This is a genomic window from Vreelandella lutescens (assembly GCF_014640815.1).
In the GTDB taxonomy this organism is placed as follows: domain Bacteria; phylum Pseudomonadota; class Gammaproteobacteria; order Pseudomonadales; family Halomonadaceae; genus Vreelandella; species Vreelandella lutescens.
In genome coordinates, this window is record NZ_BMHM01000008.1 from 15,417 (window position 1) to 31,950 (window position 16,534).

Here is a 16,534-nt window from a genome sequence, read left to right on the forward strand (position 1 = left end):
GCCTACCGTATTGGGTTTTTTTATTAAGGAGTTCGTTATGGCACGTGCCAGCGCCCGTCATATTTTGGTAAGCAGTGAAGAGCAGTGCAACGCACTGAAACAAGAGATCGAGAACGGCCGTGATTTCGCGGACGTGGCCAAGCAGCACTCCAGCTGCCCTTCTGGCCGCCAGGGCGGCGACCTGGGTAGCTTTGGCCCCGGCCAAATGGTGCCAGAATTCGACAAGGTCGTTTTCAGCGGTGAACTCAACAAGGTTCACGGGCCGGTACAGACTCAGTTTGGTTATCACTTGCTCGAAATCACCAGCCGCACCTAGGTCTGGAAGCTGGCTGAGCGCGCCGCCTTTTCAGCCATCGCCTGATACCTTTTAAAGGCCGTCATGCACCGCGGCAGCGATGTCGCGGTGCCATTGGCATCGCGCTGCGCTGGTTCTGCGCTGGCCCGCGATGTAAGGAGCACGCCTTGAACGACCCCATCATTACCATCGATGGCCTGAATAAAACCTACGAAGGTGGCTTTCAGGCGCTCACTCGCGTGGATTTAACCATCCAGCGCGGCGAGATTTTTGCACTGCTCGGCCCGAACGGGGCGGGTAAAACCACGCTGATTAGCGTGGTATGTGGCCTGGTTAACCCCAGTGAAGGCCATGTTACCGTCGACGGCTTCGATAGCGTGCGCGACTACCGCCAAGCCCGCGAGCGGATTGGCCTTGTGCCGCAAGAACTCACCAATGAAGCGTTCGAAACGGTCTGGAACACGGTGAGCTTCAGCCGTGGCTTGTTTGGTAAGTCCCCCAACCCTGCTCATATCGAAAAAGTGCTTAAGTCACTCTCGCTGTGGGATAAACGCCACAACCGCTTGATGACCCTCTCCGGTGGTATGAAGCGCCGGGTGCTGATTGCCAAGGCGCTCTCCCACGAGCCACGCATTCTGTTTTTGGATGAGCCGACTGCTGGGGTGGACGTCGAGTTACGGCGGGATATGTGGAACGTGGTGCGCGGGCTACGCGACGATGGGGTGACGATCATTCTCACCACCCACTACATTGAAGAAGCCGAAGAGATGGCCGACCGCATAGGCGTCATTAATCGCGGCGAGATCGTGCTGGTGGAAGAGAAAGCCGCGTTAATGAAAAAGCTGGGCAGCAAGCAGCTCACCCTGCAGCTCCACAGCCCGCTGGCAGAATTGCCGCCTTCGCTGGCGCAGGATGAACTCAGCTTAACCGCCGACGGCTTCGAACTGGTGTACACCTACGATGGCCGCCAGGAAGAGGAGGGGCGAGGGATCTCTACCCTGTTAACGCAGCTTGAGCAGGCGGGCATCAGCTTTAAAGATTTACACACCCGGCAGAGCTCATTGGAAGACATCTTTGTTGACCTGGTGAAGGAGCGCTCATGAATCTCTATCCCGTTCGTGCGATTTATATGGCGGAGATGGCCCGCACTCGCCGCACGCTGCTGCAGAGCGTTGTCTCGCCAGTAATCTCCACTTCGCTCTATTTTGTAGTGTTTGGCGCGGCGATTGGCTCGCGGATCAGCGAGATTGGTGGGGTGAGCTACGGTGCGTTTATCGTCCCTGGTTTGATTATGCTGATGCTGCTGACCCAGAGCGTCTCGAACGCCTCGTTTGGCATCTTTTTTCCCAAGTTCTCTGGCAGCATCTATGAGATTTTGTCAGCGCCGATTTCTTATCTGGAAATCGTCGTGGGCTACGTAGGGGCGGCGGCCTCGAAATCGATACTGCTGGGGCTGATCATCCTCGGCACGTCCAGCTTCTTTGTGCCGCTGGAGATTGCGCACCCGTTCTGGATGCTGACGTTTCTGGTGCTGACCGCCGTCACCTTTAGCCTGCTGGGCTTTATCATTGGCATCTGGGCGGATGGCTTTGACAAGCTGCAGCTTGTGCCGCTGCTGGTGATTACCCCGCTCACGTTCTTGGGCGGCAGCTTTTACTCCATCGACATGCTGCCTCCGTTTTGGCAGAGCGTGACCCTGGCGAATCCGGTGGTGTACCTCGTCAGCGGTTTTCGCTGGAGCTTCTACGGCATTAGCGATGTCAGCTTGGGGGCCAGCGTGGCGATGATTTTGTTTTTCCTGGCGGCAAGCCTCGCCACCATCGCCTGGATTTTCCGCACCGGCTACCGCTTAAAGCCCTGATGTTAAAGTGACTTACTAGACGTTTCATTTCAAAGGTGATGCCTGTTTATGCCGCTACTGCAAAGTACTGTTTACCGCCTTGAGCCCTCTCTCGATGGCGAACGCTTAAGTGTCACTGCCCCGCCTGCGGAAGCGGAAGCTGCCGGCGATGACGCGGTGATGGCAAGCCTGGTGAATGCGCTAAACGATACCTACAACACCAAAGCGAAAGGCTGGGGGCGCTTTGCTGAGCAAGGCGAACAGGCCGGGCCGCTGGTAGCGTGGCTTATGGCGTACCGGGCAGAAGAGCAAACCTTTGCCCAACTGGCGAACGCCATTGCCGAGCGCTTAGCGCAAACGCTGCAGGGTCAGCTCTCGGTGGGCGGTTACTTGGTCATCGCTCATCTACAACAGGGCGACACTGAAACGCTGCTGATGGGCCTTATTCATCAGCGGGAAGGTATCGGCTTTAACGACGCGCACCACGCGGTGCCTGCCGCCCAGCTAAACACCAGCCAGCTCACCCTGGCGGCTCGTATCAATCTGACCCAGTGGCAGAGCGGTGGGGAGAGTACCCAGTACGTCTCGTTTCTGAAAGATCGGGGCGGTAAAAAGCTGGCCGATGGCGTAGCGGCGCTGCTGGGCATGGAGGAGGGCATCGATGCCCCCGCCGAAACCCGTACGCTGCTGAAAGCGTTTAGCGACTACGTCGAAAAAGAGGACCTGGACGACGACGCCAGCCGTGAAAAGACCGATACCTTGGTCGATTACGCCAACGAACAGCTGCGCCGTGGCGAGCCGATGACGCTGGAAGAGCTCTCCGGGCTCGTGGATGAAAAGCAGCCCAAGGCGTTTTACGACCATATTCGCAACGCCGACTACGGCCTCTCGCCGGAAATCCCACCGGACAAACGTACCATTAGTCAGTTCCGCCGCTTCACTGGGCGCTCTGGCGGCGTCTCAATCAGCTTTGATTCACACCTGCTGGGTTCCAGTATTGAGTATGACGAAACTCAGGACCGGCTGATCATCAAACAAGTGCCTAAACAGCTTAAAGAGCAGCTCGCCAAGCGCAAAGAGTAGACGGCCAAGCTTCGCGGAGTGCTGGACGGCACTCCCAGGGCGTTGTGTAGTCCTAGGGAGGCCACTGATACGAGGAGATCGCCGTGCTGGATGCCATTCACTCTTTCTTCCAACAGGCGCTTTCCGCGCCTGAACAGCGTGATAACCAAACGTTAACCCTAGAGCTAGCGTCGGCGGCGCTACTCTGTGAAGTGATGCGTGCCGACTACGATAACAGTGAGGCGGAGCGCGCTGCGCTAAAGCAGATGCTGATGACGCGCTACCGGCTCAATGAGCAGGATGTCAGCGAGTTAATGGCGTTGGCAGAGGCGGAAGTCGACGACGCGGTGGATCACTACCAGTTCGTCAGCCTGATCAAGCAGCACTACGGCTACGAGCAGCGCTTGGAGCTTGTGGACTTAATGTGGCAGCTGGCCTGGGCCGATGGCACGCTTGACCCTCTTGAAGAGCATCGGATTCGTCGGCTGGCGGACCTTTTGCATGTTAGCCACAGTGACTTTATTCGCAGCAAGCTTAACCAGTCACCGGAAGAGCCCTCTTTCAATCGCAATAACCACGGCAAAGGAGCGCCAAAAAGCCCATGAGTCATACGCAGGATGCGACGAACTTAACCGAGCTGATCCACACCATGGAGCAGATGGAGCGGGAGAAAGAACAGGTCAGTGTGGATGATGTGGTACACGCGGTAGGGAGACGCTCGTTTGGGCCGCTGTTGCTCTTGGCAGGCTTGATAACGCTGGCGCCGATTATTGGCGATATCCCAGGCATGCCAACGCTGATGGCCGTTCTGGTACTGCTGACCTCTTCGCAGCTGTTGGTGGGACGGGAAACGTTCTGGCTGCCTAAATGGCTGCTTAACCGCTCTTTATCACGACAGAAGTTTGATAAAGCGCTGCACTACATGAAAAAGCCCGCCAAATGGGTCGATGGCTTGCTGGGCGTGCGCTTGGCGTGGATGACCGGTTATATCGGTGTTCGGGTCACGGCCATTGCCTGCTTGCTCGTGGCCCTAGCCATGCCGCCGATGGAATTTATTCCGTTCAGCGCTAACGGTGCCGGGCTTGCACTCACGCTGTTTGGATTGGGGTTGGTGGCCAGAGACGGCTTGATGCTAGCGCTGGGGTTCTTGCTAACCGGTGTGACTTTCACAGTAGTAGTGATCAACCTGATCTAATGCTTTACTAGGCACTTTCGCACTTGCATTGAGTAAAGGAGCCAAGCGCCTACCATGAGCCATTCGCCTTCACCCCATTCTTCGCCCCCCGCGCCTAAGCCGCCCCACGAGCAGTCGACTTGGGAGCGGCGGGTTGAAACCGCGCTGTGGAACTCGCGCTTTTTGGTGATGCTGGCGGTGGTGCCGAGCTTATTAGGCTCGCTGATGCTGTTTATCGTCGGCACGCTGGATATCTTCAAAGTGGTGGGCGATGTGTTGCACTACTATTTGGTGGATGATACTCACAATATTCACGATACCCTGGTGCCCGATATCATTATCGCGGTAGATATCTACCTGATTGCCATCGTGCTGCTGATTTTTGGGTTAGGGGTATATCGATTATTTGTCTCTCGTATTGACCAGGCAGAGGTGCGTTATCCCGATCACCCTTTCAACGTTGCTTCACTCGATCAGTTGAAAGACAAAATCGCCCGTGTCGTCATCCTGGCCGTGATTATCGAATTCTTCCGCGCCGTCGTGGATATCCGCTTCAGCACACCGCTCGAGGCGATTTACTTAGCGCTCTCGGTGCTTGCGCTGGCTGCCGCGCTCTACTTGATGAGTTTGGCGCATAAAGGGGAATAGGCTTAACCGGAGTTATGGCGTGCGCCGTGACTCCTCTGCCAATAAATCGGCCACTAGCGCGTTAAGCTGTTGCTGAAATTGCCCACCGGGCGATGGCGGGGTTGGGTCTGAGGTGATCACCAGCGTCATCTCGCGCTCGGGAATCACATATAGCGCTTGCCCGCCGTACCCTCTTCCATAAACGGCTTGCTCACCCGCGAGCGTCGTTATAAACCATCCAAAGCCGTAGCCGTCGCCTGTCCAGGGTGATTGGCCTCTAGGCGTCCATGACGCCTCCACCCAGCCTTCAGGCAGTACGCGCTGGCCATCCGCCATGCCGTCATTACGGTACAGCTCCCCAATCGCAATCAGCGCGCGAGGGGAAAGCTGCATATCGTTTCCGCCAAAATAGATGCCTTGGGGGTCCTGCGGCCATGGGGGGATCGCAATATCTAGCGGTTCGCCTAACAGGCGTTGGGCAAGCGCAAGGGTGCTTTCACCGCTGGCCTGAGTCAGCGCTGCCGAAAGCAAATGGCTGGTACCGGTGGAATAGAGCATTCGCCCACCCGGACGGTCAACAAATGGGCGAGTAAGCGCATCATTCACCCAGTGGGCGCTGGCCACCCACGCGCCGTAGTTGCTGCCCGATGTGCGCTCTAACCCCGCCTGTTGCGCCAGCAAGTGCGCCACCGTGATGTCGTTCACCTGCGGGTCGGCACCGCTCGGTACGCTATCTAGCAGTGCTACCAGAGGTTGATCGACGGATTCCACAATGCCTGCCTCAATAGCGGCACCGGTAATTGCAGCCAACACCGTTTTTGATAACGACTTAACGTTGGCAGGTGTGGCCACCCCAGGGCCGCCTTGGTGATGCTCATGGATGATATTGCCCTCATAAGCCACCACGACGCTATGAACGCGATCCAGCGCTTGAGCCTGTTGATTGAGGGCTTGCAGCGCATCCGGAGAGGGCTCTGACGCTGACGTAGCGGCAGCCACAAAGGAACTCATCACACCGCTAATCACACAGGTCATCACGAGGGCAGTCGTTTTCATTACGGCACCAGGAAGGGAGATCGGTAAGGTTCTGATAGGCGTGAGAAATGAAGGTTCCCCTGAGGCAGACGTCATCGTCATTACGCAAACTGAGAAAAAGCCTGCTACGCTAGGAGAGATTATTGAAGGGAAGCAACCCTTTGATTTCCATGAAACGCTAAAGCAAGGAGTGCCGTTATGCGTAACATTATCTACATCGTAGGTCTGATCGTTGTTGTTCTGTTTATTCTTTCGCTGTTAGGTCTGCGTTAAGTTTCACCATGAACAACACGCATTGCGTGATGCGGTATTAGCGCTTCAAAACGCCTGCTCCCCCAGCAGGCGTTTTTTCTACAGATGCCTCACACAGGGGCTAACGTAGGGGCTAAGCGCAATCGGCGGCCCCTTGGCCAAACATATCAAACATCAGTTCGCGGCCCATCGTGGTCAGCACAAAGCGGCCATACTCGTTAAACCTAGCCGCATCACTCTCTTCTAATATTTGCTGGCAAAGTGCCCAGCGTGAGTGCTGACGATCCAACGATGCAAGCTCTTGACGCGATAAACCACGCTGCGCCAGGGTGATGGTTTCCAGTACATGGCCGCTCTCATACAACAGTTCTGCCACGCTAGACAGGCAATGGCGCAGACTACGCTGTACGTGGAAAGAAGCAGTAGAGGCAGGGGATGACGCTTCGGCGGGCATGAGGGAACGCTCCTACAGTCACAGCAAAATGGGTGTGCTGCAGTGCATTATAAAGCAGGAGTGGGCGTTAGACCAAGGTCTATATTTAGGTGGGGGGGTGAAGGCTAGGGGAAGTTGAAAATACAGCTCTGGTTGTCAAAATTTTGCAGCTTTTGAAGAGTATGGTTTAGCGATGAAATAGCGAAGAAATCATCTGCATGTTTCTTTTTGTTACTTGTTTTTACATATAAAAACTAAAAATATAGTCATACTGATTAAGTTAATATACATATTGCCGAAAGATTATAAGGTAAATGTTCGTTTTGAATTAGATAGCATGTTGATTGTCGTACTGCGCTAGGAGATGTTTCGCCTCTTCATTAGGAGCGATTGATAGTGATTAAAACGCGTAGTAAAACGCATTAAGAAAAGGCACTTTTTATGGCTTCCATCACATCGTTAGGTATCGGCTCTGGCTTAGATCTCAATGGCTTGTTGACGCAGCTCCAGCAGGCCGAGCGTGCCAAGCTTGAGCCCATTCAGCAGCAAATTGAAACAGAACAGGCGCAAATTTCAGCCTACGGGCAACTGCAAAGCGCCTTGTCGGCTTTTCAGGCTTCTGCCAAAGCACTGAATGAAAACGAGGCGTTTGAAAGCCTGGGTACTAGCGTGGAAGGCAGCGCAGTGAGCGCGGTGAGCAGTAATGATGCCCAGCCAGGCCAATATGAAATCCAGGTGGCTCAGTTGGCCACCGCCGGTAGCTTAGTGACGGAGCGCCTGGATGCGCCGGACACGGCACTGGTATCTGGCCAGGAGTCGCTGACCTTTTCTCTGGCCGAGGGCACCATCGACCCCATTACGATAGAAGATGGAAGCACCCTGGAAGATATGCGCGATGCCATTAACTCACAAAGCGATGGACGTTTAAGCGCCTCTATCATTAATGATGGTGAAGGCTACCGCCTGTCTGTTAACGCTACCGATACCGGTGCCGCCGCTAGTATTCAAAGTACCAACTTCTCTCAAATTCTGGACGCTGGTGTGACCACTAGCGATACCCAAGTGGTGCAAGCTGGCCAAGATGCCGCGTTTAATGTCAATGGCATTGATATCGTGAGTGCTAGCAACCGAGTTGAAGGCGCTATTCAAGGCGTAACGCTCACGCTTTCCGAAGCCAATGCCAGCAGCACCGTGGCAGTTGCCCAAGATAGCGATGCGATTCGTGAGCAGATCACCTCCTTTGTAGATGACTACAATACGCTGAAAAATACGATTGGAAGCCTGACCGCCTACAACCCGGAAAGTGACCGTGCAGGAGAGCTTAATGGGGACAGCGCCACACGCGCAGTCGAAACTACGCTGCGCCAAGCACTGAGCAGTAGCGTGAGTGGTGATGGCTTCAGCATGCTTTCAGATATTGGTATCTCGCTGCAGCTGGACGGCACCCTAGAGGTTGATGATGACCAACTGAACGGCATTATCGCGAACCAACCTGATCAACTGGCGGATTTCTTTGCAGGAGCATCTAGCGAGGGTGGCATGGCAGGGCAGATTTCAACCGCGATTGAGCAGCTTGTAGGGCCAAGCGGGCGATTGGAAAACGCCGTGAGTAGCTCTGAGAATCGCGTGGCATCCTTAAACGATCGCTTTGCCACTACCGAGAGCCGAATCGATCAAACGATTGAGCGCTATCGAACACAATTTGCAGCGATGGACAGCATGGTGGGTCAAATGAACCAGACCAGCGCTTACCTGACTCAGCAGCTTGCGACGTTAGGGCAAATAGGGCAAAACTAGCGCTGTCCACTTTCCCCATCAAGGCCTAGAGTTTTCTCTAGGCCTTTTTTGTAGCTTAACCACTGTGGCTAGGCTAAAGTTTTCTCCCACTCTGCCGATAACCTACTCAGTCTATTTTTTAAAAATTAAAAGGAGCTGAGCCACATGGCGACGATTACCTCTCTTGGCGTTGGTTCAGGTTTGGATTTGAATGGCCTGCTGACTCAGCTGCAAGCGTCTGAGCGGCAGAAACTCACGCCGCTAACGCAGCAGCAGAATACCCAACAAACCAAAATTTCGGCATACGGCCGTCTGCAGTCCGCAATGGGCCGTCTGCAAGAATCGATTACTGCATTGAACGATGCTTCTACGTTTAAACAGCAGAAAAGCACGGTAACTGGAGAAGGGGTAAGTGCCACAGCAGCGGAGTCGGCCAACGCTGGGCGTTACGACATCAACGTGACACAGTTGGCGCGTGCTGGCAGCGTAGCTTCTAACAGCGTAACGATGGATCAAGTGTTGGCTGCCACCGATACCACGCTAACGCTAGATTTTGGCGCCACCTACACCAATGGCACCTTCGACCCTAATGCACCGGCCTTAAGCAATAAGACCATTAATATTGCGGCGGGCAGTACCCTGGCCAGCGTGCGAGACCAGATTAATGCCGATGCAGAAGCGGGTGTTACGGCATCCATCGTGAACGATGGCACTGGGTTTCGGTTGGCATTGAGCTCAAAAGAAACAGGTAAAGAAGCATCGATTACTGGTTTTTCAGGCCTCGATGGCTTGGCTATGGATACCGCCACGCGCCGTGCCGGCCAAGATGCCGCTCTGGAAGTGAATGGTATCGCGATTACCAGCAGTGGCAATCGGGTAGAAGGCGCTATTCAAGGCGTGACTCTGGACCTGACATCTGCTTCACAAACGCCCGTTAGCCTTGTGATTGAGCGCGATGAAGACTCTTTAAAGGAAACGATTAAGGAGTTTGTCAGCACCTACAATGAAATGAAGTCTACTGTGGGCCGCATGACGGCGTTCAATGGTGAAGGAGAGACGTCGGGCGAGCTTCTAGGCGACCGCACCGTACGTACGATTGAAACGCGGCTAAGCCGTGACGTGACAAACCCGCAAGGCAGTGGCGACTTTACACGTTTGGCCCAGTTCGGTATCACAGTTGATGAGCGTGGTCGTCTTCAGGTAGATGACACAAAATTAGACGAGGCAATCTCCAATAACCCTGACGCCCTCACCTCTTTTTTTGCAGGTGAGTCATCAGAAGAGGGGTTTGCTGGCAGGTTGAGCGCGACACTCAAGTCCATCACCGGCGACGATGGCCTGATTCAAACCTCTGTGAACAGCGCAGAGCAGCGCATTGACAATCTCACGGAACGTAAAGCCAGAATGGAGCTGAGCATCGAGCGCAACATTTCCCGCTATCGTACCCAGTTTGCTCAATTGGATGGCATGATTGCGCAGATGAACTCGACAGGCTCCTACCTAGCTCAGCAGTTCAGTATGCTGAATGCGATGCGGAATAATAACTAAGTCTTGTTACATTGTTTTACAAAAAAAAGGCATATTTTTTTAAAGATTCTGGCCAGCCTGCCGTTAATTAAAATAACGGCGGTTAACCGCCGCAAAGCAGGCCTCATGGCCAGTTAATCTTCAAGGAGCACTTCCATGTCTGTGATCAATACGAACATCACCGCCCTGATCGGCCAGAACAACCTGTCTAACTCTCAAGCCATGCTGTCTAAGGCGCAAGAGCGTCTGTCCTCTGGCCTGCGTATCAACAGCGCTGCCGACGACGCAGCTGGCCAAGCCATCGCCAACCGTATGAGCGCCCAGATCACGGGCATGCAGCAAGCTCAGCGTAACACCAACGACGGTATTTCTCTGGCGCAAACCATGGAAGGTGGTCTGAACCAAATCAGCGACAACCTGCAACGTATCCGTGAATTGGCCACCCAAGCGGCTAACGATACCAACACTGCCGAAGACCGCGATTCTATTCAGCTTGAAATTGATCAGCGTGTTGAAGAAATAACCCGTGTTGCCGAAGCAACTAGCTTTAACGGTACAAATCTTTTGAATGATTCAGGCACTACTCTGAATATTCAAGTTGGCGCAAATACGACTGCAGATGTTGATAACCTTACTGTTGATTTAGTTGATGCTACTGCTACTGGCCTTAGTGTCGATGCTCTAGACGTTTCTAGCTTCTCTAATGCACAAGCTGCTATTGACTCTGTAGATGATGCTCTCCAGTCAATCGATGACAACCGTGCTACTCTTGGTGCTACCATCAACCGTTTTGAGTCTGTACTTGAGAACTTAACGACGGATGTGACTAATTTATCTGAAGCGCGTTCACGTATTCAGGACGCTGATTACGCGGTTGAAGTATCTAACTTGACTCGTGCGCAGATTCTGCAGCAGGCTGGTACTTCCATGCTGGCCCAGGCCAACCAGACTCCTCAGTCTGTTCTTTCTCTGCTGGGCTAATCGCTACGCAGTTAAAGCAAGAAATAGCAGCGAAGGCTGGCCATTGGCCAGCCTTTTTTGTGACTGCATTTCAGATATTATGGTGAAAATTCACCATAAGCATAGAGCGCTACCGAGGTAGTCATGGCACGCAAGCAAGCAAAAAAAAATCAAAGCAATAAAAATAGACAAGCAGCCCCTATTAACCAAAAATTAGCAAGTATGAATACGGCTTTTGATAAAGCTTATAAAGCCAATCAGTTGACACAAGCATTAAGCATTGCGGAGACAATAACCCAGCAGTTCCCCTCTAGCGCTCTAGGATGGGTTGCTAAGGCTGATACGTACGCACGTTTGAAGCAATTCGCTGATGCCATTAGTTGTATGCAGCAAATCGACAAGATTATGAATCAAGTCCCGAGTGCATATCAGCTGAAACGTGCACAATACCAAGTCCTCGGTGGACAAGCATCCGAAGCGATTCCTACCCTTTTGAGTTTAGTGAAGCAGCAAGACACGAATGCTGCCATTTTTTCATGGCTGAGTCAGGCCTATCATGTACAAGGAAAAAATGACTTAGCACTGGAGGCTAACGACAAGGCAATACAATTGGATCGAAGTAATGTGGATACATTGCTTTGGCGCAGCCGTATTTTGGATAATCTACGGCGACCTGGCGAGGCCAAAGAAGCATTGTTTGAAGTTAAAAAGTTGGTGCCTAGCAAAGTGAGTGTTAATAATCATCTAGGCAGCTTGGCCATGCGCGAAGGAGAATACAAAGAGGCTGAACATTATTTTCAAGCAGAGCTGAGCCTGCAAGATAATAGTCAGGTATTTTCGAATCTAATCATTGCGCAACACTATAATCCGGAAAATACGGCCGAGCAATTAAAAGAGATCCATCTGCAGTGGGCAAAAAAGTATCAGCTCAAAAGCATAAGTGATGCATTCACATCGGCACGGCCTAACAAAAAAATACGGTTAGGGCTGCTCTCAGGTGGTTTCAGAGTTCACCCCGTTGGCCAAATGGTATTACCTGTACTGGAAAATCTCTCTTTCGATGAGTTTGAGCTGTTTGTTTACAGTACTAATCAAGTTCGAGACTCTATCACTGAAAAAGTGAACGCTCTAGCCAGTAAATGGAGGGTTGTCGAAAACGTTACTAATCAGTATTTGAGTGACGTCATCAAGTCTGATGGTATCGATATCCTTCTAGACATGAATGGTGGTGGGGATGGTTCAAGGTACCAAGCCATCTCAAGTAAACCTACTCCTCTCATTGTAAAATGGGTAGGCATGCAGATTAATACAACCGGTCTGGATGCCGTTGACTATTTCTTGAGTGATCATTTTGAAACCCCCCAGGGCAGCGACCATCTATACAGTGAAAAACTGATTCGTTTGCCGGATGATTATGTCTGTTACCAGCTACCGAAATATATGCCATCGGTGAGCAGTTTGCCCGCGCTTGGTAATCAATTTATTACCTTTGGCTGCTTGAATAACCCGGCAAAGCTATCTCCACCCCTTATTACACAGTGGGCTCAGCTTCTTAATGAAGTACCAGGTAGTCAGTTACTGTTAAGGGGTATTCAGTTCGAGGGAGATGATTTCAAGCTAAAGATTGCTAAGCGCTTTAGCGAGCAAGGAATAGACGAGAGTCGTCTAATATTGGAGGGACCTGCTAGGCATGAGCAGTTTCTTACGACGTATCAACGCATCGATATCGCGCTGGATACGTGGCCATACTCTGGTGGCCTGACGACCTGCGAAGCTCTTGCAATGGGTGTACCTGTAGTCACATGTGTGGGGCCGACATTCGCAGGTCGCCATAGTGCTACTCACCTTGCTAATGCCGGTTTGCCCGAGTTAGTAACGGATAACTGGGATGATTTCCGCAAGCGTGCAAAAGAGCTAGCGTCTGACTTACCTAACCTAGCTGTTATTCGTGCCGCGCTGCGCACTATCTTAACAGAATCGCCAATTTGCGATGGCAAACGATTTGCTAAGCATTTTACCAAGGCCATGCGCGGTATTTGGCAACGCCACTGCGAGGGCAAAGCGCCAGAAGCACTTACTTTTGATAAAGAGGGAGATGCTTGGTTTGCTGATGAAGATCAGGTAATTGAGTTAGTGGAGGTAGAAGCCGAGCCAGAACCGCAGGAAGCTGAGTTTGAGTGGAACATGGAAAGTCCCATTACTGTAATTGATAATGGCGCATTGTTTGCCCGCCATCCAAAATTCACCGAGTGGATGCAGACAGGCAATTTTAGTGTCATTACTTTTGATCCAGGAAGTTTATTAACTAAGCAGGCTGATGAACTAAAACAGTTTGGAGAATGGCACCATTATCCACATGCTACGCTGGGCGATGGAGCTGATGGAACCTTGTACGCTACTCTCGACCCAGAGCTAACAGGTTCATTAGAGCCATTAGCTGAACGGCAAACGATGGAACAGAATGACCCCCTCCGTGTACTCTCTACACTTCCTATTAGCACAATTGCGCTAGATTCAATAGAAGGTCTTCCCGGAATAGATGTTCTAGTTCTGGATGATCTAAATGATGCGATGACAATTTTAAACAATGGGCATCGTTATTTAGAAAACATTATTTTAGTGATAGTGAAAGTCTCTAATAAAGCAACACATAAAAAACAAGCAAATAAATTTGAAATAGAAAATTGGATAAAAGAGAATGGTTTTAGATGTTATCGATCTGAAAACTCCTTTCCATATAGGGATAATGATCAAACGGAAACGTTTTTCATATTTCAAAGTGCTGAGAAAGAAGCACTTTTGCCAAAAGGGTTAAAATATAAACTGTCTTATTGCTGGCATCTGTTTGCCTGTGAAGAAAAAATGTCAAGCCAAATAGATGGTTGTCACTCAGAAGTTATGTTGAGTGACAAAAAAAGTGTTTCACTTTTAAAAGAGGAGCTAGTTGGCAAGAAATTTGTTCATATACGGTATCCTTTGATTTATGGGATATCTCTATTTGACGAAAATGTAAGAAACTCAGCTAAAAGCTTGTCTTTAGAATATTCTTCTTTAGCTGGGGAAGAGGAGATAGTAAGAGAGATATGTAGGGCGACTAGTTCTGACTTGGTTTTTACAGGTCACTCTTTTTATAATTTGAGCGTTAAAAGTGCTCCTTATATCAATGAAAACAGGAACCTCTTCGATCTTTTTGGTATCGTGCCATTTTCTATTGTTGATGACCATGCGTATGCAGATTTTATGCTGTCACGGTGCAAGGGAGCCCCGGAAGAAATTATTATGGGTTCAACGTCCATGCAATTATTAGATGAGTATGAAGCCGTTTCAGTTTCTAAAAAAGTGTATAAAATAAAAGTGCCACCTAAGGTAGCCGAGAAAGATGTAATTCCGTTTGAAGAGAAAGAGAATCGAGCTGTATTTCTAGGAAAGCTATACGATAATATACCGGCTAATTTAGCGATACTTAAAAGTAAGATAGATAAAGATACGCGCCTATCTAGTGATGAAAAAAGAAAGATCTTAAAAATGGTTGAGGGCAGACAGGAGAATGCCTTCTACTCTCCTGAGGTCCATGAGCTTGCAGTGAGTGATTTGGTTCTGCTTTACTACGATTTGACAGACAAATTTTTTAGAAACTTGTATCGCGAAAAAGAACTAAAAAAAATCGTGAATGCTTTTAAAAAGCATAATATCCCTGTCCATGTCATCGGCGGAGATAAAAGTGCGTGGGCCTTCGAAGGTAAAGAGTATTGTGTTTTTTGGCCAAAGACCAACTATAAAAATGCAGTTGAATTTTTACATAAGTCAAAATACAACATAAACCTGACACCTAGCTATTCCGATACTTTGACAGGGCGAGCCATTGATATGATGGGGTCTAATTCACTGTGTATATCAGACTATACGCCCTATTATGAGAAATTAAATAAAGAGCTTGTCTATTTCGGGTGTGATTTTGTTGCATCGGGGGAGTTTATAGAAGGAAAAAATAAAGATTATGCAAGGGGGCAAAGTGAGCACATAAATAATATGTATAGTAATGAAAAAGTAGAAGAAGAGTGGGAGAGCTGTATTGCACAAGCATACGATATACTCAAAGATCGCTCTAATGCTAGTGATAAAGTTCCGTGCCAAGATCTGAAAAAAGAGAATGACCAAGAAGCCGTAAGTGAGCGTGAATTAAATCCAATAAGTCTGATGCATAAACGAGAGATTTTGAAATTAAAAAATAAGAAAAAAATTCGCGTTGTTTTTCTTGCAATTCATAGAAGTGTTTGGAAGGTCGATGCTGTCTTCCAGGGAATGTTGCGTGACCCAGTGTTTGAACCTATTGTTTTGGTATGCCCTGATCTTAACAAGAAAAACGATACTCTCACTTTTTCTGAAATGAAAGAGACATACAGTTATTTTAAAAATAAAGGGTATGAAGTTTTTTCCTCTTGGATGAAAAATAAAAGACAGTGGAGAAGCTTGGATAGCTTAAAGCCGGATTTGTTATTTTTTACAAATCCGCATGGCCTTACCCATCCTGAGTATTATGATAGAGGATTTACTAGATTTCTTTCATGTTATGTGCCATATACATATCAGGTTGCTAAATATGAAAATGATTATAAATCTGATTACAATCAAGCTTTTCATAATGCAGTCTGGAGGATTTATGCGCCTCATAATGAAAGCTTGAGTATTAGTCGCCTGCATGCCGACAATAAGGGAAGTAATGTTGTGGTGACTGGTTATCCATTGGTAGAAGACCTGCTTGCTACTAATAATGATGGCTGTGTTTGGAAAAAACAGGAGGCTACAAAAAAGAAAATTATTTGGGCACCACATCATACCATCAGCGATACAGATGAGAGTCTTCCGTTCTCTAATTTTGTAAAGATGTCTGATTTTATGTTAGAGCTTTCCGAGCGCTACAAAGACCAGGTGCAATGGGCTTTTAAGCCACATCCGTTGTTGAAAGAAAAATTATATAGAGCAGAAAATTGGGGGAGGGATATCACTGATAATTATTACTCATATTGGGAGTGCTCGAAACATACGCAGTTAGAGCAAGGGGAGTACAGCGAACTTTTCCAAGCTTCAGATGCTTTAATTCATGATTCAGTATCTTTTCTTGCAGAATATCTGGTGCTAGATAAGCCTGTTTTGTTTGTTGTCGATAAAGATGTGGAGTTGAAGCGCTTCATGACTCCATTTGGCATAAGTGCATATAATGCATCTCACCATGGAGCAACAACTAAAGATATCACAAGTTTTGTTGATTCGATTGTAAGTGGGGATGGCTTAGGGAATGAAAAAAGAAAACTGTTCTTGTCAGATAGTTTTAAGAGTGAGCTTTTTGAATCTTCAAGTAGGAAAATAATTGATGACTTAAAGAGTTCTATATTTAGTTCATGATCGCGTGATTATAAAGCGTCAGAGCCAATTTCCTCTGACGCTTGTACTTCAATGAAATTCTTAGGATTTAGGTGCCTTTTTTTTTGGTATTTTTGTGGGCCTGAGGGCCTATGTGCTTAGTTACTAGGGTTTTTTTACAGTTTTAAAAAA

At 49.4% G+C, this 16,534-nt stretch carries 13 protein-coding genes; 11 read left to right on the forward strand and 2 right to left on the reverse strand.

All coding sequences use genetic code 11. The features are described from left to right. Positions 1-37: 37 nt before the first annotated feature. The 7 genes from IEW65_RS16255 to IEW65_RS16285 all read left to right on the forward strand — a co-directional run bounded on the left by IEW65_RS16255 (position 38) and on the right by IEW65_RS16285 (position 5,019). Positions 38-316: a peptidylprolyl isomerase gene (locus tag IEW65_RS16255; protein WP_016915098.1), complete on the forward strand. Its 279-nt coding sequence runs from the start codon at positions 38-40 to the stop codon at positions 314-316. A 146-nt stretch (positions 317-462) separates the two neighbouring features. Next, entirely contained in the window at positions 463-1,398 is a 936-nt protein-coding gene (locus IEW65_RS16260; RefSeq protein ID WP_188640506.1) for an ABC transporter ATP-binding protein, read from the forward strand. Next, positions 1,395-2,156: an ABC transporter permease gene (locus tag IEW65_RS16265; protein WP_188640507.1), complete on the forward strand. Its 762-nt coding sequence runs from the start codon at positions 1,395-1,397 to the stop codon at positions 2,154-2,156. The genes IEW65_RS16260 and IEW65_RS16265 overlap by 4 nt, the downstream gene beginning before the upstream one ends. Before the next feature lie 48 nt (positions 2,157-2,204). Then, positions 2,205-3,218: a nucleoid-associated protein gene (locus IEW65_RS16270; protein ID WP_188640508.1), complete on the forward strand. Its 1,014-nt coding sequence runs from the start codon at positions 2,205-2,207 to the stop codon at positions 3,216-3,218. Between the two features lie 83 nt (positions 3,219-3,301). Then, positions 3,302-3,802, forward strand: a complete 501-nt coding sequence (locus IEW65_RS16275) for a tellurite resistance TerB family protein (protein ID WP_188640509.1) — start codon at positions 3,302-3,304, stop codon at positions 3,800-3,802. Then, positions 3,799-4,392 carry an exopolysaccharide biosynthesis protein gene (locus IEW65_RS16280; protein WP_188640510.1) on the forward strand — a complete coding sequence of 198 codons (594 nt, stop codon included), beginning with the start codon at positions 3,799-3,801 and terminating at the stop codon, positions 4,390-4,392. Before IEW65_RS16275 ends, IEW65_RS16280 begins: the two co-directional genes overlap by 4 nt. Before the next feature lie 54 nt (positions 4,393-4,446). Beyond that, positions 4,447-5,019, forward strand: a complete 573-nt coding sequence (locus IEW65_RS16285; RefSeq protein WP_188640511.1) for a YqhA family protein — start codon at positions 4,447-4,449, stop codon at positions 5,017-5,019. A 12-nt stretch (positions 5,020-5,031) separates the two neighbouring features. Here the strand turns inward: IEW65_RS16285 and IEW65_RS16290 are convergent, their stop codons facing one another. Both IEW65_RS16290 and IEW65_RS16295 read right to left on the reverse strand, forming a co-directional pair. After that, positions 5,032-6,054, reverse strand: coding sequence for a serine hydrolase domain-containing protein (locus tag IEW65_RS16290; protein ID WP_188640512.1), 1,023 nt, complete (start codon positions 6,052-6,054; stop codon positions 5,032-5,034). A 364-nt stretch (positions 6,055-6,418) separates the two neighbouring features. Continuing rightward, positions 6,419-6,739, reverse strand: coding sequence for a hypothetical protein (locus IEW65_RS16295; RefSeq protein WP_188640513.1), 321 nt, complete (start codon positions 6,737-6,739; stop codon positions 6,419-6,421). Between the two features lie 420 nt (positions 6,740-7,159). On the opposite strand from IEW65_RS16295, the gene fliD (IEW65_RS16300) reads away from it, so the two are divergent. The 4 genes from fliD (IEW65_RS16300) (at position 7,160) to IEW65_RS16315 (ending at position 16,384) form a co-directional block, all read left to right on the forward strand. Then, positions 7,160-8,515, forward strand: coding sequence for a flagellar filament capping protein FliD (gene fliD / locus IEW65_RS16300; protein WP_188640514.1), 1,356 nt, complete (start codon positions 7,160-7,162; stop codon positions 8,513-8,515). A gap of 144 nt (positions 8,516-8,659) precedes the next feature. After that, positions 8,660-10,042, forward strand: a complete 1,383-nt coding sequence (gene fliD / locus IEW65_RS16305) for a flagellar filament capping protein FliD (RefSeq protein WP_188640515.1) — start codon at positions 8,660-8,662, stop codon at positions 10,040-10,042. Positions 10,043-10,177: 135 nt separating this feature from the next. Next, the gene (locus tag IEW65_RS16310) at positions 10,178-11,002 is read left to right on the forward strand and encodes a flagellin N-terminal helical domain-containing protein (RefSeq protein WP_188640516.1); all 825 of its coding nucleotides are present in this window, start codon (positions 10,178-10,180) and stop codon (positions 11,000-11,002) included. 123 nt (positions 11,003-11,125) lie between these two features. Next, positions 11,126-16,384 (forward strand): O-linked N-acetylglucosamine transferase family protein, encoded by a 5,259-nt coding sequence (locus IEW65_RS16315; protein WP_188640517.1) that lies wholly within the window; start codon positions 11,126-11,128, stop codon positions 16,382-16,384. The last annotated feature ends 150 nt before the right edge of the window (positions 16,385-16,534 follow it).